A 21,218-nucleotide genomic window follows, 5' to 3' on the forward strand; every position below is an offset into this window, starting at 1 on the left:
CATATTACTCAGCACCCCCCTAGGGCGCGCAATTTCAGGCCACCTCACTCCTCCCGAATTCCCCGCATCGCCTCCTTCGTCCCGCCCCACTCCCATTTGGGGTCTTCCTCACACATCTCGAACTTAAACTCATCCATCGTTTCCGGCCCCTCGATCACCCCCGCCAGCCGTCCGTGTACCCATGCGCTCATCACATCATTCATCCGGTTCTGGTATCCACTGCCCATGGATTTGAAGAACCGCACAATGCCCGCCTCGACCCCGATGGTGATTTTGATCTTTTTGTCCCGCCCCTTGTCCTTGGCAATCTCGCGCCACATCGACGGGATGCGCTCGGCCCGATAGATCGTGTTGTGCATATCCCATTCCAGCCGTTGCATCGCATCGGTCATATAATGGAAATACTTCACTTGGGTCTTGTTCATTTTGGGCGGCGGCATTCGGGCATCCTTTGGTTAGGAACACCGCGAATACTACTCAAATTTGATTAAAAAACGGTAATAGCAACGTATGTATAAAACCCATACACTTTCCATACACTTTCCATACGCCGTATTTCAGCAATCCTACCCGCGCTTCACATTCTGCAACAGCGGCAACAAATGCGACATATCCGGCCCGTGGTCCATTCCGGTCAGCGCCTTCCTTAACGGCATGAACAACCCGCGCCCTTTGCGCCCCGTGGCCTCTTTCACCGCTTTGGTCCATGCGCCCCAAGTGGTGGCATCCCACGGTCCCTCGGGCAGCAATGCCATTGCCTGCGCAACGAACTCTTTATCCTCGTCATCCACCATCGGCGCCGCCCCGTCACGGCACAGCGCCCACCAGTCTTTCAGGTCATCCAGCACAGTGATATTCGCACGTGTTGCAGCCCAGAATGCTTCGGCCATATCATCCGGCACCCCCAGCGCCTTGATGGTATCAGCCACGTCGCCAAACGCCAGTGCTTGGTTGTAATGTGCGGTCAACGGGAACAGATCATCCACATCGAATTTGGTCGGTGCCGCCCCGAAATGTGACAGGTCAAACCCCTCCACAAGCTCGGTCATATCACTGCGCAATTCCACCGGATCAGACGTGCCAATCCGCGCCATATGCGACAGCAATGCCATCGGCTGAATCCCTTGCGCCCGCAGGTCGCGTAGCGCCAATGTGCCCAGCCGTTTTGACAGCGCCTCACCTTGCGGCCCCGTCAATAACGAGTGATGCGCAAACGACGGAACCGTGCCGCCAAGTGCCTGAATTATCTGGATTTGTGTCGCCGTGTTGGTCACATGGTCCGAGCCGCGCACAACATCGGTAATGCCATAATCTATGTCATCACAAACCGATGCCAGCGTGTATAAAAACTGCCCGTCACCTCGGATCAAAACAGGGTCCGAAACGGAGGCTGCATCAATCGACAAATCGCCCAGAATACCGTCGGAAAATTCAATCCGCTCCTGATCCAGCCTAAAGCGCCAATGCCCCACCCCGCGCTCCTCGCGCAGCTTGTTCTTCTCGGCATCAGACAGCTCCAGCGCTGCACGATCATAGACCGGCGGCTTGCCCATATTCAGCAGCTTCTTGCGCTTCAAATCCAGCTCGACCGGCGTCTCGAAACACTCATACAGGCGCCCGCTGGCCCGCAACTCATCTGCCGCCGCGTTGTACCGATCCAGCCGGTCCGATTGTTTTTCCAACCGGTCCCACGTCAACCCCAACCACTCCAGATCCTGCTTGATCCCGTCGGCATATTCCTGTGTAGAACGCTCCGGATCAGTATCATCCAGCCTTAAAACAAAGGCTCCGCCAGCCTTGCGGGCAATCAGGTAATTCATCAGCGCCGTGCGCAGATTGCCAACATGGATATAGCCGGTCGGGGATGGGGCGAAACGGGTGGTGGTCATGAATATGGTCCAATGCTTACAGGTTTATCAGGCTCTTTAAGCGGTTTCACACAAATGCGAAAGGGGCCTGCGAAAAACGAGGCCAAACACAAAACCGCGAGCCCGATCGTTACACCACATTTTCAAAACGCATTTGTGGTAATATGCCAAAGATCGGAGGACCATCAAATGATACAAAAACCATACACACGCAGATCTGCAATTCTTGCGGGATTGTCTTTACCCCTTGCGGGCGGATTGATTTCCACCGCAAACCCCGCACTGGCCGCGGCCCCCATGTTGGGCATGCAAACCACACGGTTTAACCGCTTCAAGCTGGGTAGTTTCGAAGTGACAGCCCTTTTGGCAGGAACCCGCACCTTCCCCGATGTGCACAGCATTTTCGGAACCAATATTTCGGATGAAGAATTCGCCCGTGTCTCGGCTGGCGCAAGTATCTCCGCCGACAAGGCGCAGTTTTTCTTTACCCCGACAGTGGTCAATACCGGCAGCGAACTGGTCTTGTTTGACACCGGATTAAACGGCACAGGAATTACCTCGGCGCTCAGTCAGGCTGGTATCAATAACGACCAAATCGACGTGGTTGTTATCACCCACATGCACCCTGACCATATTGGCGGCTTAATGATGCGGGGCGGCGAAACATTTCCCAATGCGCGCTATGTAACGGGGGCAGAAGAGCACAATCACTGGTCCTTTTCCGGCAATGAAAAGTTTGAGGAAAACGTGGTGCCATTGAACGAGAAAATGGAGTTCATCGACGGTGGCCATTCAGTCGCATCAGGCATTACATCCATCCCCGCCTTTGGCCATACCCCCGGCCACATGGCCTATATGCTGGAAAGCGACGGGCAGCAATTGGTGCTGATTGTGGACAGTGCCAATCACTATGTATGGTCGCTGGCCTATCCCGATTGGGAGGTGCGCTTTGACATGGACAAAGCCGCCGCCGCTGCCACACGGCGGCAGATGTTCGGCATGCTATCCGCCAACAAATTGCCGTTCATCGGATACCACATGCCATGGCCCGCATTGGGATATGTCGAGGCCCGCGATGACGGGTTTCAATACGTTCCGGCAAGTTACCAGTTGATGATGGAGTGATCCGGATCACGCTAGGTAAGACACCACTTCGACCTCGACCGCATCCGCGTCATCAAAATAAAACCGCCGCCCAGGCTCGTAATCTGCGTGTGATCGCGGCGTGAAACCAGCGGCTTTTACTCTCGCCTCGACCACATCTAGATCATCGACCACAACCGCGATGTGGTTCATCCCGCCAACATGGGAATAGCTGTCAGGGGTTTGCGTGGTATCTCCCTTTGAGTAGACCGCGACATAGCTGTTTTTGCCGCCCACATGAATGCTGGTGCCACCATGAATTGAGTCGCCTTGCCAGCGAATTTTCCAACCGAACAACTGGCAGTAAAGCGCTGCTGTTTCCTGCGGGTTGCTAACGGTGATGTTGACATGTTCCAGATATGACTCGGACATTTAATTTCCTTTCATTGTTGATTTTACTTTTGTAATTCCTAAAGCTAACTTTAGGTCAAGACTTATTTTCAGGAGCTGGATATGCGCAGCACAGACGCCCTAACCATCGGTCAGTTGGCACGGCGCACCGGACTGGCGGTGTCAGCTATCCGTTATTACGAGACCCAAGGATTGATCCGCCCTGCCCGCAATGCCGGTGGGCAACGGCGGTTCCTGCGCTCTGACATCCGGCGTCTGTCATTCGTTAAAATCGCCCAGCAGTTCGGCTTTACTTTGCCCAAGATCAGCGCCTTGATGGCCAGCCTGCCCGAGGGGCGCACCCCGACAAAACGCGATTGGGAAAAGATCAGCCGCCAGTTTCGCGCGACGCTGGATGAACAAATCCAGACACTGGAACAGTTGCGCGACAATCTGGACGGCTGCATCGGTTGCGGCTGCCTGTCCCTAAAGAAATGCAGTCTGTATAACGCCAATGACCGCGCCGCCCGCCTTGGACCAGGGCCGCGCTATGTGATGGGGGACCGACCTGCGGATCTGGATTAGATTTTGTCCCGCCACCGGTTCACAATCGGATAGCGCCGATCCAGCCAGAAGGACCGCATGGTCAAACGCGGGCCAGGAGCGGATTGGAAGCGTTTGTATTCCGATATGTAGAGCAGGTGCTCGACCTTCTTGACCACATCGCGCGCAAACCCGTCGGCCACCAGTTCGGCCACTGATTTTTCATCATCCACCAACCCTTTCAGGATAGCGTCCAGAATGTCATAGGGCGGCAGATTATCGTCATCGCGCTGATCTTCACGTAATTCAGCCGTGGGCGGTTTGTCGATCACCCGCGGCGGGATCACTTCGCCGGATGGCCCCATCATCCAGTCGCGGTGATTGGCATTGCGCCACCGACACGTTTCAAACACGCGGGTTTTATACATATCTTTGATCGGGTTATACCCACCCGCCATGTCGCCGTAGATGGTGGCATAGCCCACGGCAACCTCGGATTTATTGCCCGTGGTCAGCAGCATTTCACCGAATTTATTGGACAGCGCCATCAACAACAACCCGCGCAGGCGCGACTGGATGTTTTCCTCGGTGGTGTCTGTATCCGTGCCTGCAAACAGCGGCGCAAGCGTATTGGTGATCGCCACGCGTCCTTCGGCAATCGGCACAAAATCATAGCTGCATCCTAGGTTCTCGGCGATCTCCTTGGCGTCGGTCAACGAAGATTCAGAGGTGTATTCCGAGGGCAGCATCACACAGCGCACGTTTTCAGCGCCCAGCGCATCGGTGGCGATGGTGGCCACAATCGCGCTGTCGATGCCGCCGGACATGCCCAGCAGTATCTTTTTGAACCCCGTTTTACGCATGTAGTCGCGCAGCGCCATCACCATAACGTGGTAGTCCTGCTCCCACGCATCAGGCTGCGGGGCCAGATCGCCCGTTTGCGCCCGCCAGCCATCAGCGGTGCGCACAAAATCGACATGGGTGATCACCTCGTCAAAGGAGGGCATTTGCACGGCCAGCCCACCGCCGGGGTTCAGCACGAATGACGCCCCGTCAAACACCTGATCATCCTGCCCGCCGATCATGTTCAGATAGACCAGTGGCAGGCCGGTTTCGACCACGCGGGCCACCATATGGTTCATCCTCACCGCCAGTTTATCGCGGTAATAGGGCGACCCGTTGGGCACCAGCAGGATTTCAGCACCGGTTTCGGCCAGTGTTTCGCAGACCTCTTCTGCGTGCCAAGCATCCTCGCAAATGGGTGAGCCGATCCGCAGTGGCCCTACAGAATACGGTCCTTGGTCGGGGCCCACATCATATAGGCGCACCTCGTCAAACACGGTTTCATTGGGCAATTTCTGTTTCAGAACGCGGGCAGTTATTTTACCGCCTTCTAGGATGTAATAGGCGTTATACAATTTGTCCCCGACAGCATACGGTCCACCAATGCCCAGCGCCGGACCATCGGCGCAATCCAGCGCCAACTGGTCAATATGCGCCATCGCATCCGCCGTGAACGCGGGTTTCATCACCAGATCCTGCACTTGATATCCGGTGATGAACATTTCGGTCAGGGCCACCATATCGGCCCCTGCATCGCGGCCCTGTTCCCACGCATCAAACGCCTTGGCAGCGTTATCTTTCAACGCCCCAACAATCGGGTTTAGCTGTGCCAGCGTCAGGCGAAATTTGTCAGACATATGCGTTTCCTACTATTCATATTAGGATTTATTAGCAGAGTTACGCCGAAGTGAAAGCCACAACCGCGCGAAAGACGTTGTCAGGGCCACCGCGCTCTACTAAGTTCCTTAACCAACAGACATAGGGGGCTGATGTGTTTACAACCAAAGCAGCGATGAAGAGTTTTCGTGCCGCAACCACCGGATTGGCGCTAACTATAGCGGCCACAAGCATGGGTATTGCCCAGAACACCGGTGCTGTTGAAACCAAGCAATACGATGATGGCGGCATCTATGAGGGCACGTTCAAGGACGGCAAGCAGCACGGCACCGGCACCTATCGTTTGCCCAGCGGCTATGAATATAGCGGCGAATGGATGGATGGTGAAATCAGGGGTCAGGGCACGGCCAAGTTTCCGAACGGTTCGGTCTATACCGGCACATTCATCAAAGGAAAACCCGAAGGTTTTGGCAAAATCGTCTTTGCCGATGGCGGCAGTTACGAGGGTGACTGGGTCAACGGTATAATCACCGGCAACGGCATCCGGATTTATGCCAACGGCGTGCAATACGAGGGCGGTTTTCGCAATGCGCTGCACCACGGTGTCGGCACAATGAAAAGCCCGAATGGCTATGTCTATCAAGGCGAGTGGGCCAATGGCATCAAGGAAGGGACAGGCAAGATCACCTATCCCGATAAATCCGTCTACGAGGGCACATTGGTCAACGGAAACCGCGAAGGCGCGGGAACCCTGACAATGACCGACGGGACAACCTATGTCTGCGACTGGAAAGACAGCAAATTCAACGGCAACGGCAAGCTGACTCTGCCAAACGGCGATATTTACAATGGCAGCTTTGTGGACAGCAAACGGCATGGGACGGGGCGTATGATCTATGTCAACGGCGACAGCTATGATGGCGGCTTCACCAATGATAACCGCCACGGCCAAGGCACCTTTATCAGCACCGATGGCTATCAATATATTGGTGGATGGATTGATGGGCGCATCGAGGGCACGGGCGAGGCCACTTACCCTGACGGGTCAGTCTATACCGGCCAGTTCAAAGACAGCGTGCCCGACGGCGTTGGCAAAATTAGCTATCCTGATGGCGGCAGCTACGAGGGCGGCTGGGTGGCGGGTGTGACCGAAGGCAAGGGTATCGCGCGCTATAAGAACGGGATGGTCTACGAGGGCGAATTTCGGGATGCGAAATTTCACGGTCAGGGCAAAACGACCGAGCCGAACGGGTATCAATACGATGGTGGTTGGATAAACGGCCAACGCCATGGCACCGGAACTGCCACCTATGAGGATGGGGCAACCTATACCGGCGGTTTCGTGAATGGCCGGCGCGAAGGTCAGGGCGAAATGGTCATGGCGGACGGGTTCAAATATGCAGGCGACTGGAAGGCCGGAAAATTTGATGGCAAAGGCATTGCAACCTACGTTAACGGCGACGTTTACGAGGGCATGTTCGCGGCAGGAAAACGTCAGGGGCAAGGCACCATGCGCTATGCGGCAACGGGCCAGGAATCCACGGGCAACTGGCAAAACGGCGCATTGGCACCGGCGGAGGGTGATGACACTGTTGCGCCGGATGCAGAGACCACAGAGCAACCTACCGAAGGCAGCTCGAACTAGCGGACGTCTTCAATGATAAAACAGTGTTTATTCGTAACCGGCCTGTTGGCCGCAACGCCCGTCTTTGCCGACATAGAAGATCCCTGCAATGATCTGTGGTTTTCTCGCAATGCGATTGTTGGATCAGGCTGGGTATTGCTTTGCAACTCCCCTGGGTAAAGCCACCTTTGACAACTCGGATTGCACTACGAAAAAACCTGTTCTGTCCCGCGCAGTCGAAACGAAAATCGCAGAAATTATCAAACTTGAGCAGGGCTACCCTAGCGGGTTTTATGATGTTTGCAATGTTGATACCTCAAACCAATCTTTGGATTTAGAGGCAATGGATTTGCGTGAGCAGCTGGACTTCCAACCAGCAACAGACGGCGGGACCGGCATTTGTATTGGCTATCTTGGTGCCGACATCCCGCTATATTCCTCCCCGTGGAAAAGCGCCCGCCACATCGGAGTGGCCCGAGCCGGAGATTTAATCACAGACGGCCATCTGGACTGGAATGGCTGGAGTTTTTCACTAATCGGAAACGCTCAAGGATGGACAGCGGTAGGGTGGTATAAAGCCAGTTTTGATGAACACAGCTGCGAGGCTTATGCGGGATAATCGTTATCGCGAGTCGATAGTAACCACCACATTCCCCTTCTTGTGCCCCGCCTCGACATAGGTGTGCGCCGAGGCGATATCTATGAGCGGATAGGCCCGATCAATGATCGTCCTAAGAGTTCCCGCATTGAACATCCCTTTCAGAATTTCCATATCCTCCACCTGATCCTTGGCAGGTCGCAATCCGGTGGCCGCCATAACCGCGCGTTTTCCACCGAATGCCGATGTCCATAACATGCGAAACACAGTCGAAAATGAAGGGGCGGTGACCAGATAAACGCCGTCCTGAACCAACGAGCACTTGGCCTGCGCAAAACTGCTTTTGGCGACCGTATCGAAAACAATGTCATAAGTTTCGGCCTGCGTGGTGAAATCATCAACCGTATAATCAATCACAAGGTCCGCCCCCAGTGATTTGACCAGCTCGATATTTGAAGTGCTGCACACCCCGTCACATGCGCGCCAAAGTGTTTGGCAAGCTGCACTGCGATGGTACCGATAGAGCCGGACGCGCCAATAATCAAAACCTTGTCCCCGCGCCTGATCTTGCCGTGGTCGCGCAGAAACGGCAGCGCGGTTAGCCCGCCGTTGCAGATGGTCGCGGCCTGCTCCAGCGTCATACTTTCCGGTATGGTCGCGATTGCGCCTTCGGAAGGCAGGCAGATATACTCAGCATGCGCCCCCGTGCCATCCGCAGGGGCGGCAAACACCTGATCACCTACGCCAAACCGCGTCACATCCTTGCCAACCGCCACAACCACACCCGCCAGTTCGGTGCCCAGAATTGTCTTTTTAGGACGCAGCAGCCCCAGATACAGCCGCACGATGCAAGGATCACCCGCACGAAACGAACAATCGACGGGGGTGACAGTGGTGGCGTGAACTTGCACCAGAACCTCGTTATCTTTGGGCGTTGGCGTTGCAATGTCTTTGATCTCAAGCACATCGGCGGGGCCGTAATCGGTAAAGATGGCAGCTTTCATAATTCTGGGTTCCTAATTTGCGATAGGTGGGTTGCCACTCATTACCCATGCATTTTACAAAAATAAATTGACTAAATTCGGCATAATGATATGCAAATATGCATGGATTGGCGTTCTGTAAAATTTGACTGGAACCGTGCGCGGGCCTTTCTGGTAACTGCCGAAGAAGGCTCATTATCGGCGGCGGCGCGGGCGCTGGGGTTGGCGCAACCCACGTTAGGCCGACAGGTAGATGCGTTGGAACAGGAACTGGGCGTGGTGCTGTTTCAACGGGTTGGACGCGGGCTGGCGCTGACCGCCAGCGGGCTGGAGCTGTTGGACCATGTTCGCTCGATGGGGGATGCGGCGGGTCGGGTCTCGTAATCCGCCGCAGGGCAATCACAATCTATCAACGGCAATGTCTGCATCACCACCAGCGATGTCTATGCGACCGTGTTGCTACCGCCAATCATCGCCAAATTGCGGCGCACCCACCCCGGTATCACCATCGAGATGGTCGCCGAAAACACCGCCAGCGACCTGCGCCGCCGCGAGGCTGATATTGCCATCCGGCATTTCCGCCCGACAGAGCCGGACTTGATCGCCAAAAAGGTAGGGGATGCCGCCGCACGGCTATATGCGACCCCCGATTATCTAACAAGCATCGCCAATCCGACAACACCTAACGATTTGCAAAACGCTGCCTTCATTGGAATTGATCGCAGCACTGCGATGGTAACAGGGCTAAATGCGCTTGGCTTGAATATAAGTCAGGATAACTTTCCGATCATTTCGGAAAACTACACCGTGATGTGGGCCTTGGTGAAGCAGGGTTTGGGGATTGGCATTATAGACGCCACCATTGGCGATGCAGAACCGCTGGTAAAGCAGGTGCTGCCCGACCTTACCCCAATCACATTCCCGATCTGGCTGGTGGCGCATCGCGAGTTGAACACCAGCCGGCGCATCAGGGTGGTGTTTGATCTGCTGGCGAAAGAATTGGCGCAGCCCTAACAAAAACGGGGCCCGCTGTGGGGCCCCGCTTTGATCGCTATTTCTGCAATTTGGTGATTTTCAGCATCTTCATGATCTGCTTTTCATACCAAGGCTCGGACACGCCTTTTTTCACTTTGCGGATGAAATACCATTCAAACGCCAACTTGGCCCAATGCACCCAACGCCCGCTAGAGGTCCAGTTTTTGTTGCGCGGCGGGTTTTGCGGCATCGCAAGGAAGGCAAAGCCACGGTTACCAAAGTCGGCCAGACAGAACGCATTCCAGGTGGCCATCTCTTTTGGTTCTTTGCCCGCGATCGCATCAGGGATGTTGTGCGCCGTCGCCGTGACCATGCTTTCAATCATGAAACCGGTTTTGGGCACACCCGTTGGCACCGGCGTGATCACTGGTGGCGCAATGGCGATACAAACGCCGATGGCAAAGATGTTCTGGTATTTCGGATTGCGCTGGAATTCATCAACGATGACAAAACCGCGCGGATTTACCAGCCCTTCCAACCCCATCAACGCAGGAATGCCGCGGAAGGCTGGCAGGAACATCGAATAGCCAAATTCTTCTTCATGCTTGGCTTTTTCGGATCCGTCTTCATTCACCTCGGTGAAGAACACTTTGCCTTCTTCAAATTTGTCGACCTTGGAGTTGGTGACCCATTTGATATCGCGATCCCGCATGGCGGATTCGAGCATCCCTTTGGTATCGCCCACACCGCCCAGACCAAGGTGGCCGATATAAGGTTCGGAGGTCACGAACGTCATCGGAACCTTGTGGCGGATTTTGCGGCGACGCAGATCGGTTTCAATGGTCAGCAGGTATTCATAGGCGGGGCCAAAACAGGACGCACCCTGAACGGCACCAACCACAATCGGACCAGGGTTTTCGCAGAACGCATCCCAGTTGTCGCCGGAAATTTCCGCGTGTTCCACATGACAGACCGAAGACGTAAACGCATCGGGGCCGAAACCCTCAATCTCGTCAAAAGCCAGATCAGGGCCGGTTGCAATCACCAGATAATCGTAAGTTACCTCGCGCCCGCTATCCAGAACGATGGTGTTATCCTCTGGCTTCAGCTTCTTTGCACCGTCGCAAATAAATTCGATTCCCCGCTTGTTCATCACGGGTTCCAGCTCGACAATCAGGTCTTTCTTTTTACGCCAGCCAACACCCGCCCACGGGTTGGATGGTGTGAATTGAAAATACGATTTATTCGATATAACCGTTATTTTATCGCTTTTTGCCAGTGTTTCGCGTAATTCATACGCTTGTATGGCGCCGCCTAAACCGGCCCCCAATACAACTACATGTGTCATAGATTACTCCCCATTAGACTCAGTTTTCTGAATTCTCATCCCGTCTGCTATATCGAAAAAGGTAATTACATTCAATATTCTTAATGTTTCCCGCAACAATCTGTCGCTATCGTGAAATCATATTACAGGGGTTTTCTTTTCAATTTCCCGCTCATATAGTCGCCCGTGATGACGAACATTGGACATATCACCCATGATATCGCAGCCCGCCCTACTGGCCTGCTGCTTTCGTCGATCCTACTGCTTAGCCGCCTCTGAGCGTGCCGGACTGGCGCGACCGCTCAGAGGAGACAGGACGCGCCGCTTCACCCTAAGGCTAAGACACACATACGAAAGATTTCAGATATGACTGATACATCCGAACAGGACCGCGTAATTATATTCGACACCACCTTGCGTGATGGCGAGCAATCGCCCGGCGCTACCATGACCCATGACGAAAAGCTGGAGATCGCCACCTTGCTTGATGAGATGGGCGTGGACGTGATCGAGGCGGGTTTTCCGATAGCATCCGAGGGCGATTTCGAGGCCGTCAAAGAGATTTCCGTGCGCAGCGTGAATTCGGTGATTTGCGGGCTGGCCCGCGCTAAAATCGGCGATATTGATCGCTGCTGGGAGGCGGTGAAATTTGCCGCCCAACCACGCATCCACACCTTTATTGGCACATCGCCGCTGCACCGCGCCATTCCCAATCTTGACATGGACGAAATGGCCGATGTGATTCATGAAACCGTCACCCACGCCCGCAACCTGTGCGACAACATCCAGTGGTCGCCGATGGATGCGACCCGCACCGAGGATGATTACCTGTGCCGCGTGGTCGAGATCGCCATCAAGGCGGGTGCCACCACGATCAACATCCCCGATACTGTAGGTTATACCGCGCCCGCAGAAAGTGCCGACCTGATCCGCATGTTGCTGGACCGGGTGCCCGGCGCTGATAGCATTATCTTTGCTACCCACTGCCACAACGATCTGGGCATGGCGACCGCCAATTCATTGGCGGCCGTTAATGCTGGTGCGCGCCAGATTGAATGCACCATCAACGGTCTGGGCGAGCGCGCGGGCAACACCGCCTTGGAAGAAGTGGTGATGGCGATGAAGGTGCGCAATGATATCATGCCATACCGCAACCGGATCGACACCACCAAGATCATGAACCTGTCCCGCATGGTCGCCACGGTGTCCGGTTTTCCGGTGCAATATAACAAAGCCATCGTCGGAAAAAACGCCTTTGCCCATGAAAGCGGCATCCATCAGGATGGGATGCTGAAAAACGCCGAAACATTCGAGATCATGCGCCCCGAGGATGTGGGCCTGTCGGAAACCAATCTGGTGATGGGCAAGCATTCGGGCCGTGCGGCGTTAAGGGCCAAGTTAAAAGATCTGGGTCATGATCTAGCGGATAACCAGTTGAAAGACGTGTTCGTGCGTTTCAAGGCGCTGGCGGATCGCAAGAAGGAAATATTCGAGGATGATTTGCTGGCGCTGATGCGCGACAGTTCATCTGATGCGGTGCACGACCATATCCAGATGAAACACCTGCGCGTTGTTTGTGGCACCGAAGGGCCGCAAACCGCCGACATGACGTTGATGGTTGACGGAGTTGAGCACGAGGTTTCGACCACGGGTGACGGCCCTGTTGATGCGGCGTTCAACGCGGTCAAGGCGTTGTTCCCGCATGAAGCGCGTTTGCAACTTTATCAAGTGCACGCTGTGACCGAAGGCACAGATGCGCAGGCAACAGTTAGCGTGCGCATGGAAGAAGACGGCAAAATCGCTATGGGGCAATCAGCCGATACTGATACGGTCGTGGCCTCGGCAAAGGCTTATATCAACGCGCTGAACAAACTGCTGGTGCGTCGGCAAAAGACCAAGCCAGCGTAACGCCCAAGACCATAGCCGCTAAGTTTTTTTCATGCAACGTCGGGGTAAGTGCAAATTGTGAAATTCGAACATTTTCCATAGTATTTACCCCATCCACAAACGCCACCTAGGTTATTTACAACAATTCCTCTTACCACAAATTTTGAATAGCCTTGCTGGCTACATGCGGAAAGGCAAAAAGGTGCTGACATCAAGCCCAGCCCCCTTTACCGCCCCTATGCCCCCCGCCTATAAGAACCCTTCGCCTTTGATCGAAAGAATCGCAGGCATAATTCTGTTACTCAAGCGGGAAGCTTAACGCATGGCTATTCTATCGGGTCTGTTTTCGTCCGACATGGCAATTGATCTGGGCACAGCGAACACGCTGGTCTACGTCAAAGGCAAGGGCGTCGTTTTGAACGAACCATCTGTGGTGGCCTATCACGTCAAGGATGGTGTGAAAAAGGTGCTGGCCGTTGGCGAGGATGCCAAACTGATGCTGGGCCGCACCCCGGGCAGCATCGAGGCGATCCGCCCGATGCGCGAAGGGGTGATCGCCGATTTTGATACCGCCGAGGAAATGATCAAGTATTTCATTCGCAAGGTTCATAAACGCAGCACATTTTCAAAACCGAAGATCATTGTTTGCGTGCCCCACGGCGCGACCCCCGTTGAAAAACGTGCGATCCGCCAGTCGGTTCTGTCTGCCGGTGCCCGTCGCGCCGGCCTGATTGCCGAACCGATTGCCGCTGCTATCGGGGCCGGTATGCCGATCACTGATCCAACAGGTAACATGGTTGTCGATATCGGCGGCGGCACCACCGAGGTTGCAGTTCTGTCGCTGGGCGACATCGTTTATGCGCGGTCTGTGCGTGTGGGTGGTGACCGTATGGACGAGGCGATCATCAGCTATCTGCGTCGCCAGCATAACCTACTGGTTGGCGAAACCACTGCCGAGCGGATCAAAACATCCATCGGCACCGCACGGATGCCCGATGACGGGCGTGGATCATCAATGCAAATTCGCGGCCGCGACCTGCTGAATGGTGTGCCGAAAGAAACCGAAGTCAATCAGGCCCAAATCGCCGAAGCCTTGGCCGAACCCGTGCAGCAAATTTGCGAAGCGGTGATGACTGCGCTTGAGGCAACCCCGCCCGATCTGGCCGCCGACATTGTCGATCGCGGCGTGATGCTGACCGGTGGCGGGGCGTTGCTGGGTGAACTAGATCTGGCATTGCGTGAACAAACCGGATTGGCGATTTCGATTGCCGATGAATCCCTGAATTGTGTGGCACTTGGGACCGGCAAGGCGCTAGAGTATGAAAAACAGCTGCGCCATGTAATTGATTACGACAGCTAATCCGCGCATGGCCACGGGAGCGCCCCTTGGCAAGAGATCGAAATACCCACGCACATTATGTCCGCCCCGTCCGGCGTATTCTGGTCGGGCTGGTGGTGTTTGTGCTGTTGGCATTGTTCCTGCTGTGGCGCATTGATAGTCCGCGGGTTGAACGGTTCCGCGCTGCATTGGTCGACAAGGTGGTGCCCAATTTTGAATGGGCGCTGGTGCCGGTCACCGCTGCGGCGGGCATGATCGAGGATTTCCGGTCCTACCAGCGTATATACCAACAAAATCAGGAACTACGGCGCGACTTGCAAAAGCTGAAGTCGTGGAAAGAGGCGGCGGTTCAACTGGAACAGCAAAACGCCAAACTGTTGGCGCTGAATTCGGTCCGGCTGGATCCCAAACTCACGTCTGTGTCAGGCGTGGTGCTGGCCGATAGCGGATCACCCTTTCGCCAATCAGTGCTGTTAAATGTCGGGCAACGCGACGGGATCAAGGATGGCTGGGCCACCATGGACGGGATCGGGTTGGTTGGACGTATATCGGGCGTCGGCAAAAACACGGCGCGTGTTATTCTTCTAACCGATTCCAACAGCCGTATTCCGATCACGATCCAGCCGTCAGGCCAACGCGCCCTATTGGTGGGTGACAATTCATCCCGCCCGCCGGTTGAATTTCTGGAAAAACCCGAACAGGTACGCCCCGGGGATCAGGTCGTGACCTCGGGCGATGGCGGAGTGTTTCCGGCTGGATTGCTGGTTGGACAGGTTGCCAAAGACGCTGACAGGCGGCTGCGGGTGCAACTGGCGGCCGATTACGAGCGGCTGGATTTCCTACGGGTTCTGCGCAGCCGCACCACCGAAATCATTACGGACCCCGGCGCCCTGTTGGTTGGCCCGCAACCTGACACGCCCGCAGAGGGTGATGCAGCTGCAACCGAAGGGGCAAGCGATGGCTGATCCTGCCCCCAGCAACAAGTGGTTATACCGGCTGTTATTTCTGGCGCTGGTTATCTTCATTGTTTTTGCGCGTCTGATCCCGCTGCAAACCACACCCGCAAGTTGGGCTATGCCCGATCTGTTAATTTGCATTTGTTTTGCCTGGGTGCTGCGGCGGCCTGATTATTTGCCGATCCTGCTGATCGCCGCAGTGATGCTAGTCACTGATATCTTGTTCATGCGCCCCCCCGGTCTAATGGCCGCGTTGGTTGTGCTGGGGGCCGAATTTTTACGCGCCCGCGCCCATTTGATGCGGGAACTGCCCTTTTCACTGGAATGGGGGATGGTTGCGGGGATTATTACGGGGGTAATGATTGCCAACCGTGTTGTCCTGATTATGGTGATGTCGCCTCGCCCGCCGCTGGGACTGTCGATGTTTCAACTTTTCGTCACATTGGCCGCCTACCCTGTGGTCGTCATGTTCTCGCGCTATGCCCTTGGCATTCGCAAAATCGCACCCGGCGAAGTTGACGCATTGGGGCACAGGTTATGAGACGCGCCCCCAGAGACACCGCCGAAAGCCAGCGGCGCATCACCCGTCGCGCCCTGTTTCTGGGCGCATCGCAGCTGGCCTTTGTTGGCGCGCTTGGGGCGCGTATGCGGTATTTACAGGTGGATCAGGCCGATCAATACCGCCTGCTGGCCGATGAAAACCGGATCAACATCCGGCTACTGCCCCCTGCGCGCGGCCTGATTTACGACCGTAACGGTGTGCCGGTGGCCACCAACAAACAGGTTTACCGGATCACGATGGTGCGCGAAGATGCTGGCGATGTCGACGAGGTGGTTGCCCGCCTGAATGCGCTGGTCCCAATCCCCCCCGAAGATCTTGAACGTGCGCTTGAGGAAATGAAGCGGCGCAGCCCCTTTGTGCCAGTGACCATCGCAGACCGCTTGAAATGGGAGGACATTGCCGAAGTTGCGGTAAATGCCCCCGCTCTGCCCGGCATAACCCCCGAGGTCGGACTAACTCGCAATTACCCGATGGCCAATGATTTTGCCCATATCGTCGGATATGTTGGCGCTGTGAACGAGGCCGACCTGAACCGTGTTGATGATCGCGACCCTTTGTTGCAAATCCCGCGCTTCCAGATCGGCAAGATCGGGGTCGAAGCCAATCTGGAAAGAACATTGCGTGGCAAGGCGGGCAGCAAGCGGATCGAGGTCAACGCGATTGGGCGCGTCATGCGTGAACTTGGCCGCGAAGAAGGTATATCCGGCGCCAACCTGCAACTGACCATCGACAGCGGATTGCAAAACTATGTGCAGGCCCGCCTAGCGGGCGAAAGTGCGGCAGCCGTGGTGATCGACACGACCACCGGCGATTTGCTTGCCATCGGCTCGACTCCGGCGTTTGATCCAAACAAATTTGTCAACGGCATCTCGCAGGCAGACTATTCCGCACTGTTGGAAAATAAATACCGGCCCCTGCCCAACAAGGCCATGCAGGGGGTCTATCCGCCCGCCTCTACCTTCAAAATGATAACAGCTCTTGCTGCGCTCGAGGCCGACGTTGTGACATCAGAAGATACAGTGAAATGTAAAGGCTTTATTGAAGTTGGCGGGCGCAAATTCCACTGCTGGAAACGGTCGGGCCACGGTAATGTAAACCTGCTCAACAGCCTGAAAAAATCATGTGACGTATATTATTACGAAATGGCGCAACGGGTCGGGATCCAGAGAATTTCGGCCATGGCCAGACGGTTCGGGTTTGGCACTAAATTTGACATCCCGATGTCGTCGATTGCCAAAGGACTGGCCCCGACCAAAGCATGGAAGCTGGAAAACCGTGGGGCCGAATGGGTGATCGGGGATTCGTTAAATGCCGCGATCGGGCAGGGGTTTGTCCTGTCATCCCCGTTGCAGCAGGCCGTTATGGCTGCACGCATCGCCACGGGCAAGGCCGTAATGCCGCGCCTGATTAAATCGATAGACGGGGTCGATGTGCCGATTGAGGGTGGCGAGGATATGGACCTGAACGAGAACGATCTGCGGTTGGTGCGCAAAGGTATGTTTGCTGTATCCAACGTTTCAGGTGGCACGGCGTATCGCTCGCGCATTCTGGGCGATGATTACCGCATGGCTGGCAAAACCGGCACCAGTCAGGTCGGAAACAAAGTGGTGCGCAACAGCGATGTAGTGTGGGAAAAACGCGACCACGCCCTGTTTGTATCATTCGCCCCTTATGACAACCCACGCATTGCCGTTTCTGTCGTTGTCGAGCATGGCGGCGGAGGATCAAAGGTCGCAGCACCCATCGCACGCGACATTGTTTTGCAGGCACTTTATGGCGGGTTGCCCCCTGTGTCAGCCTACCCCAAGGCAGATCGCGGGCGCATCCAGAAAGAACAACGCGCCCTGCCGTTACGCGACCCGAATACCCCAGTTGACGAAAGCGATCAGGCATGAGTTATCTTGAACATAATGTCAAAACCGTCCCCACCGGCCTGCACAAAATCCTGTATCTGAACTGGGCCGTGATCCTGCTACTGATTTCGATCAGTGGTATCGGGTTTTTGATACTCTACTCGGTGGCTGGCGGGTCAATGACGCCTTGGGTCGAACCACAAATGAAACGCTTTGCCCTTGGCATGAGCCTGCTGTTTTTCATCGCAATGGTGCCGATCTGGTTCTGGCGCAATATGTCAGTTCTGGCTTATGGCGTTTCTGTATTATTGCTGCTGGGAGTTCACTTTTTCGGCACCACAAACATGGGAGCAAAACGCTGGCTGGATCTGGGCTTTATGGAGCTACAGCCCTCTGAACTGGCCAAAATCTCGCTGATCATGGTGCTCGCCGCCTATTACGACTGGCTGGATATCAAGAAAACCTCTCGTCCTTTCTGGGTGCTGATCCCGCTCCTGATCATCCTGATACCCACGGCCCTGGTGCTGAAACAACCCGACCTTGGCACGGCCATTCTGCTGGTGGCCGGCGGTGGAATCATCATGTTTCTGGCCGGTGTCAGCTGGTTTTATTTTGCCGTTGTCATAAGCGCTGTTGCCGCCACCATCGCCGCCGTTTTCCAATTTCGCGGCACAGATTGGCAATTTTTGAAAGATTACCAATACCGGCGCATCGACACATTCCTTGACCCCGCATCCGACCCGTTGGGTGCTGGATATCACATCACCCAATCCAAAATTGCACTGGGGTCTGGTGGTTGGACAGGGCGCGGGTTTATGCAGGGCACACAGGCGCGGCTGAATTTCCTGCCGGAAAAGCATACCGATTTCATCTTCACCACCTTGGCCGAGGAGTTCGGCTTTCTCGGTGCGTTCTCGCTGCTGGGTCTCTACACCCTTATCATCGTGTTCTGTGTCATCTCGGCGTTGAAAAACAAAGACCGTTACGCATCCCTCATCACCCTTGGCGTTGCGGCCACGCTGTTTCTGTTCTTTGCAGTAAACATGTCGATGGTGATGGGCCTTGCCCCCGTCGTCGGCGTGCCCCTGCCGCTGGTGTCTTACGGCGGGTCCGCCATGCTGGTGCTACTGATTGCGTTCGGCTTGATGCAAAGCGCACATGTCCACCGGCCGCGATAAAGTAATTTGCATTTAACCTGAAACGGAATTCACCCCAAGTGTGGGCAAATTCCGATACTTGTTGCCTCACGCTAAATGCAAAGCGCAATGGTCAGCCCTCAACCCCGTCCCTGATAACAGCCGCCATCGGATGATCCACATTCTGGGTGTGGCACAGCAGGCCTAACGCACGATATTCAGCCCCGACGCGCTTGAATCCAACATCTGGAAACCGTGTCGCCAATCCCTCCCATTGTGGCACCATTGCAACGCCGGATCCGTTCTGAACCATGATTGCAATCGTTTCCAGCGCGTCCAGTTCACACAGGATTTTCGGTGTTGTTGTCTGCCGCTCAATCGCCCGCCAACAGGCCGCCCCGCCCCACGCATTACGGCTGTAGACGATGAATGGTGCGGCGGATTCTTCTACACCCGCCCGTTGGATCAATCCGACCGGATGGCGCGCCAACTCATCAAACCGCATTGATTTGGGCAACTCGAACGGTGGCGCGACACTCAACGCCGAATCTAGTTCCCCATCCAGGAGCCCCTGATATAGCTGCGCCGAGCTGCCTGGGTGCACGCTTAACGCAACCCCCGGCATTTGCGCGGATGTTTGGCGAATAATGCGCGGGATATAATCTGTCAGCGCTGTTGATATCGCACCGAGACGAAACCGCCCGACATTCGCGGTTTGAGAAACCGACAGGGTTAGGGTGCGCCCGTCCTCCAGTAGTCGCCGTATTTGCGGCAGCAACCTGATACACGCCAGCGTTGGCCGCACGTTGCGCCCCGAACGCAGCAACAGCTTGACCTGCAATTCCACCTCCAGTGCTTGCAGCCGTTGACTGATCGCCGAGGCGGTGATGCCCTCGCGTTGCGCTGCCGCTGCGATACTGCCCTCGTCAACCACGCTTACCAGTGATTTTAGGAATCTTAAATCCATAAGGTATGCCTATGTTTGAAAATACATAAATAAGATAACCTTTCTAAAACTTCCCGATATAAATTCAAACAAAGCGAACCAGTAAGGGACCATATATGTCAATCTTTCACCTCGCCTATAACGTCACCGACCTTGATGAAACCCGTGCCTTTTATGGTGACCTGTTGGGGTGCGTTGAGGGGCGCAGCACCGACACATGGGTTGATTACAACTTCTTTGGCCATCAACTCTCATTGCACCTCGGCACCCCGTTCGAAACCCGCGCCACCGGCAAGGTTGGTGACCACATGGTTCTTATGCCGCATCTTGGTGTGGTGCTAGGGATGAAGGAATGGCAAGCCTTGGCAGATCACTTGACCGAAGCGGGCATCAAATTCACCATCCCACCAACCCTGCGGTTTGCGGGTCAGCCCGGCGAACAAAGCACGATGTTCTTTTGCGACCCGTCCGGCAACCCGATCGAGGTAAAGGGCGTGGCCGATATGTCAGGGGTATTCGCCACATGATCAACATCCTGTTCGCCGCCAAACCCGCCAGTTGGGCCGAATACGAGGGTCCCTTGCGCCGTGCATTAGACAGCACGGGCCTCGCCTACACCTTATCGCCCGACACAAACGATCCCGCCACGGTGGATTATCTGGTCTACGCCCCGAACGGCCCTGTCAGCGATTTTACCCCCTTCACCCGCACCAAGGCGGTGCTGGGCCTTTGGGCGGGGGTCGAGGGCATCATTGGCAATGAAACCCTGAACATACCCCTAACGCGCATGGTCGATTACGGCCTGACCGAAGGTATGGTTGAATGGGTCACAGGCCATACGCTTCGCCACCACCTCGGCATGGATCGGCATATCTTGGGGCAAGACGGCCAATGGCGTAATTTCGTGCCGCCATTGGCGCGGGACCGCACGATTGCGGTGCTGGGCCTGGGGGCCTTGGGCGGCGCTTGCGCACAGGCATTGGCGGCGCTGAATTTCAATGTTGTGGGCTGGAGCCGAAGCCAAAAAGATATTGCGGGCATCACATGTCTGTCAGGCAACGACGGATTGGAGCAGACCTTGGCGCAGGCTGAAATCATTGTTCTACTGCTGCCCCTAACCGCAGGCACCGAAAACCTGCTGAACGCCCAGCGCCTTGGCCAACTGCCCAAAGGCGCCATGATCATCAACCCCGGTCGTGGCCCGCTGATTGACGATGACGCCCTGCTTGCGGCCCTTGATACGGGTCAGATTGCCCACGCCACGCTGGATGTTTTCCGCGTCGAGCCGCTGCCCGCTGATCACCCCTACTGGGCACATCCGCAGGTCACCGTCACCCCGCATATCGCGTCAGAAACCCGCCCCGATAGTTCGGCTCGCGTGATTGCCGAAAACATCCGGCGCGGCGAAGTGGGCGAACCTTATCTCCATCTCGTGGATCGGGGCGCTGGCTACTAAATTCCGCGCGCC

General features: G+C 55.6%; 20 protein-coding genes and 1 pseudogene. 13 read left to right on the forward strand and 8 right to left on the reverse strand.

Annotation, left to right across the window (positions count from 1 at the left end; all coding sequences use genetic code 11):
* Positions 1-44: 44 nt before the first annotated feature.
* On the reverse strand, positions 45-440 hold the full coding sequence (locus tag ACWB12_RS04175) for a BrnA antitoxin family protein (protein ID WP_479528810.1): 396 nt from the start codon (positions 438-440) through the stop codon (positions 45-47).
* 126 nt (positions 441-566) lie between these two features.
* The gene (gene gltX / locus ACWB12_RS04180; protein WP_479528811.1) at positions 567-1,889 is read right to left on the reverse strand and encodes a glutamate--tRNA ligase; all 1,323 of its coding nucleotides are present in this window, start codon (positions 1,887-1,889) and stop codon (positions 567-569) included.
* 168 nt (positions 1,890-2,057) lie between these two features.
* Here gltX and ACWB12_RS04185 point away from each other — a divergent pair, with 168 nt between their 5' ends.
* Positions 2,058-2,993: an MBL fold metallo-hydrolase gene (locus tag ACWB12_RS04185; RefSeq protein WP_479528812.1), complete on the forward strand. Its 936-nt coding sequence runs from the start codon at positions 2,058-2,060 to the stop codon at positions 2,991-2,993.
* 6 nt (positions 2,994-2,999) lie between these two features.
* Here ACWB12_RS04185 and ACWB12_RS04190 read toward each other — a convergent pair whose 3' ends face one another.
* Complete coding sequence (locus ACWB12_RS04190; protein WP_479528813.1) at positions 3,000-3,383, reverse strand: VOC family protein; 384 nt, start codon at positions 3,381-3,383, stop codon at positions 3,000-3,002.
* 81 nt (positions 3,384-3,464) lie between these two features.
* Between ACWB12_RS04190 and soxR the strand changes: the two genes are divergently transcribed.
* Positions 3,465-3,926 (forward strand): redox-sensitive transcriptional activator SoxR, encoded by a 462-nt coding sequence (gene soxR, locus ACWB12_RS04195; protein ID WP_479528814.1) that lies wholly within the window; start codon positions 3,465-3,467, stop codon positions 3,924-3,926.
* Here the strand turns inward: soxR and ACWB12_RS04200 are convergent.
* The gene (locus ACWB12_RS04200; RefSeq protein WP_479528815.1) at positions 3,923-5,584 is read right to left on the reverse strand and encodes an NAD+ synthase; all 1,662 of its coding nucleotides are present in this window, start codon (positions 5,582-5,584) and stop codon (positions 3,923-3,925) included. The two genes, soxR and ACWB12_RS04200, sit on opposite strands and share 4 nt — an antisense overlap.
* Positions 5,585-5,739: 155 nt before the next feature.
* On the opposite strand from ACWB12_RS04200, the gene ACWB12_RS04205 reads away from it, so the two are divergent.
* Both ACWB12_RS04205 and ACWB12_RS04210 read left to right on the forward strand, forming a co-directional pair.
* Positions 5,740-7,209: an MORN repeat-containing protein gene (locus tag ACWB12_RS04205; protein ID WP_479528840.1), complete on the forward strand. Its 1,470-nt coding sequence runs from the start codon at positions 5,740-5,742 to the stop codon at positions 7,207-7,209.
* An 88-nt stretch (positions 7,210-7,297) separates the two neighbouring features.
* A complete protein-coding gene (locus tag ACWB12_RS04210) occupies positions 7,298-7,807 on the forward strand; it encodes a DUF4453 domain-containing protein (RefSeq protein ID WP_479528816.1) in 510 nt (169 codons plus the stop codon).
* 3 nt (positions 7,808-7,810) lie between these two features.
* Here the strand turns inward: ACWB12_RS04210 and ACWB12_RS04215 are convergent, their stop codons facing one another.
* Both ACWB12_RS04215 and ACWB12_RS04220 read right to left on the reverse strand, forming a co-directional pair.
* Positions 7,811-8,203 (reverse strand): zinc-binding dehydrogenase, encoded by a 393-nt coding sequence (locus tag ACWB12_RS04215; protein WP_479528817.1) that lies wholly within the window; start codon positions 8,201-8,203, stop codon positions 7,811-7,813.
* Positions 8,200-8,790: an NAD(P)-dependent alcohol dehydrogenase gene (locus ACWB12_RS04220; RefSeq protein WP_479528818.1), complete on the reverse strand. Its 591-nt coding sequence runs from the start codon at positions 8,788-8,790 to the stop codon at positions 8,200-8,202. Before ACWB12_RS04220 ends, ACWB12_RS04215 begins: the two co-directional genes overlap by 4 nt.
* Positions 8,791-8,880: 90 nt before the next feature.
* On the opposite strand from ACWB12_RS04220, the pseudogene ACWB12_RS04225 reads away from it, so the two are divergent.
* A pseudogene (locus ACWB12_RS04225) lies at positions 8,881-9,783 on the forward strand (LysR family transcriptional regulator).
* 37 nt (positions 9,784-9,820) lie between these two features.
* Here ACWB12_RS04225 and ACWB12_RS04230 read toward each other — a convergent pair.
* The gene (locus ACWB12_RS04230; protein WP_479528819.1) at positions 9,821-11,092 is read right to left on the reverse strand and encodes an NAD(P)/FAD-dependent oxidoreductase; all 1,272 of its coding nucleotides are present in this window, start codon (positions 11,090-11,092) and stop codon (positions 9,821-9,823) included.
* 345 nt (positions 11,093-11,437) lie between these two features.
* Here ACWB12_RS04230 and ACWB12_RS04235 point away from each other — a divergent pair, with 345 nt between their 5' ends.
* From ACWB12_RS04235 to rodA, 6 genes are all read left to right on the forward strand, one after another.
* Entirely contained in the window at positions 11,438-12,979 is a 1,542-nt protein-coding gene (locus ACWB12_RS04235; RefSeq protein ID WP_479528820.1) for a 2-isopropylmalate synthase, read from the forward strand.
* Between the two features lie 301 nt (positions 12,980-13,280).
* Entirely contained in the window at positions 13,281-14,318 is a 1,038-nt protein-coding gene (locus tag ACWB12_RS04240) for a rod shape-determining protein (protein ID WP_479528821.1), read from the forward strand.
* A gap of 26 nt (positions 14,319-14,344) precedes the next feature.
* A complete protein-coding gene (gene mreC / locus ACWB12_RS04245; protein WP_479528822.1) occupies positions 14,345-15,262 on the forward strand; it encodes a rod shape-determining protein MreC in 918 nt (305 codons plus the stop codon).
* On the forward strand, positions 15,255-15,794 hold the full coding sequence (locus tag ACWB12_RS04250) for a rod shape-determining protein MreD (protein ID WP_479528823.1): 540 nt from the start codon (positions 15,255-15,257) through the stop codon (positions 15,792-15,794). The genes mreC and ACWB12_RS04250 overlap by 8 nt, the downstream gene beginning before the upstream one ends.
* Complete coding sequence (gene mrdA, locus ACWB12_RS04255; RefSeq protein ID WP_479528824.1) at positions 15,791-17,710, forward strand: penicillin-binding protein 2; 1,920 nt, start codon at positions 15,791-15,793, stop codon at positions 17,708-17,710. The genes ACWB12_RS04250 and mrdA overlap by 4 nt, the downstream gene beginning before the upstream one ends.
* Entirely contained in the window at positions 17,707-18,846 is a 1,140-nt protein-coding gene (gene rodA, locus ACWB12_RS04260) for a rod shape-determining protein RodA (protein WP_479528825.1), read from the forward strand. The genes mrdA and rodA overlap by 4 nt, the downstream gene beginning before the upstream one ends.
* Positions 18,847-18,937: 91 nt before the next feature.
* Here the strand turns inward: rodA and ACWB12_RS04265 are convergent, their stop codons facing one another.
* Positions 18,938-19,771, reverse strand: a complete 834-nt coding sequence (locus ACWB12_RS04265; RefSeq protein ID WP_479528826.1) for a LysR family transcriptional regulator — start codon at positions 19,769-19,771, stop codon at positions 18,938-18,940.
* 95 nt (positions 19,772-19,866) lie between these two features.
* Between ACWB12_RS04265 and ACWB12_RS04270 the strand changes: the two genes are divergently transcribed.
* Together ACWB12_RS04270 and ACWB12_RS04275 are read left to right on the forward strand one after the other, a co-directional pair.
* The gene (locus ACWB12_RS04270; RefSeq protein WP_479528827.1) at positions 19,867-20,277 is read left to right on the forward strand and encodes a VOC family protein; all 411 of its coding nucleotides are present in this window, start codon (positions 19,867-19,869) and stop codon (positions 20,275-20,277) included.
* The gene (locus tag ACWB12_RS04275) at positions 20,274-21,206 is read left to right on the forward strand and encodes a 2-hydroxyacid dehydrogenase (RefSeq protein WP_479528828.1); all 933 of its coding nucleotides are present in this window, start codon (positions 20,274-20,276) and stop codon (positions 21,204-21,206) included. Before ACWB12_RS04270 ends, ACWB12_RS04275 begins: the two co-directional genes overlap by 4 nt.
* Positions 21,207-21,218: the final 12 nt, after the last annotated feature.

The organism is Profundibacter sp. (genome assembly GCF_056498605.1).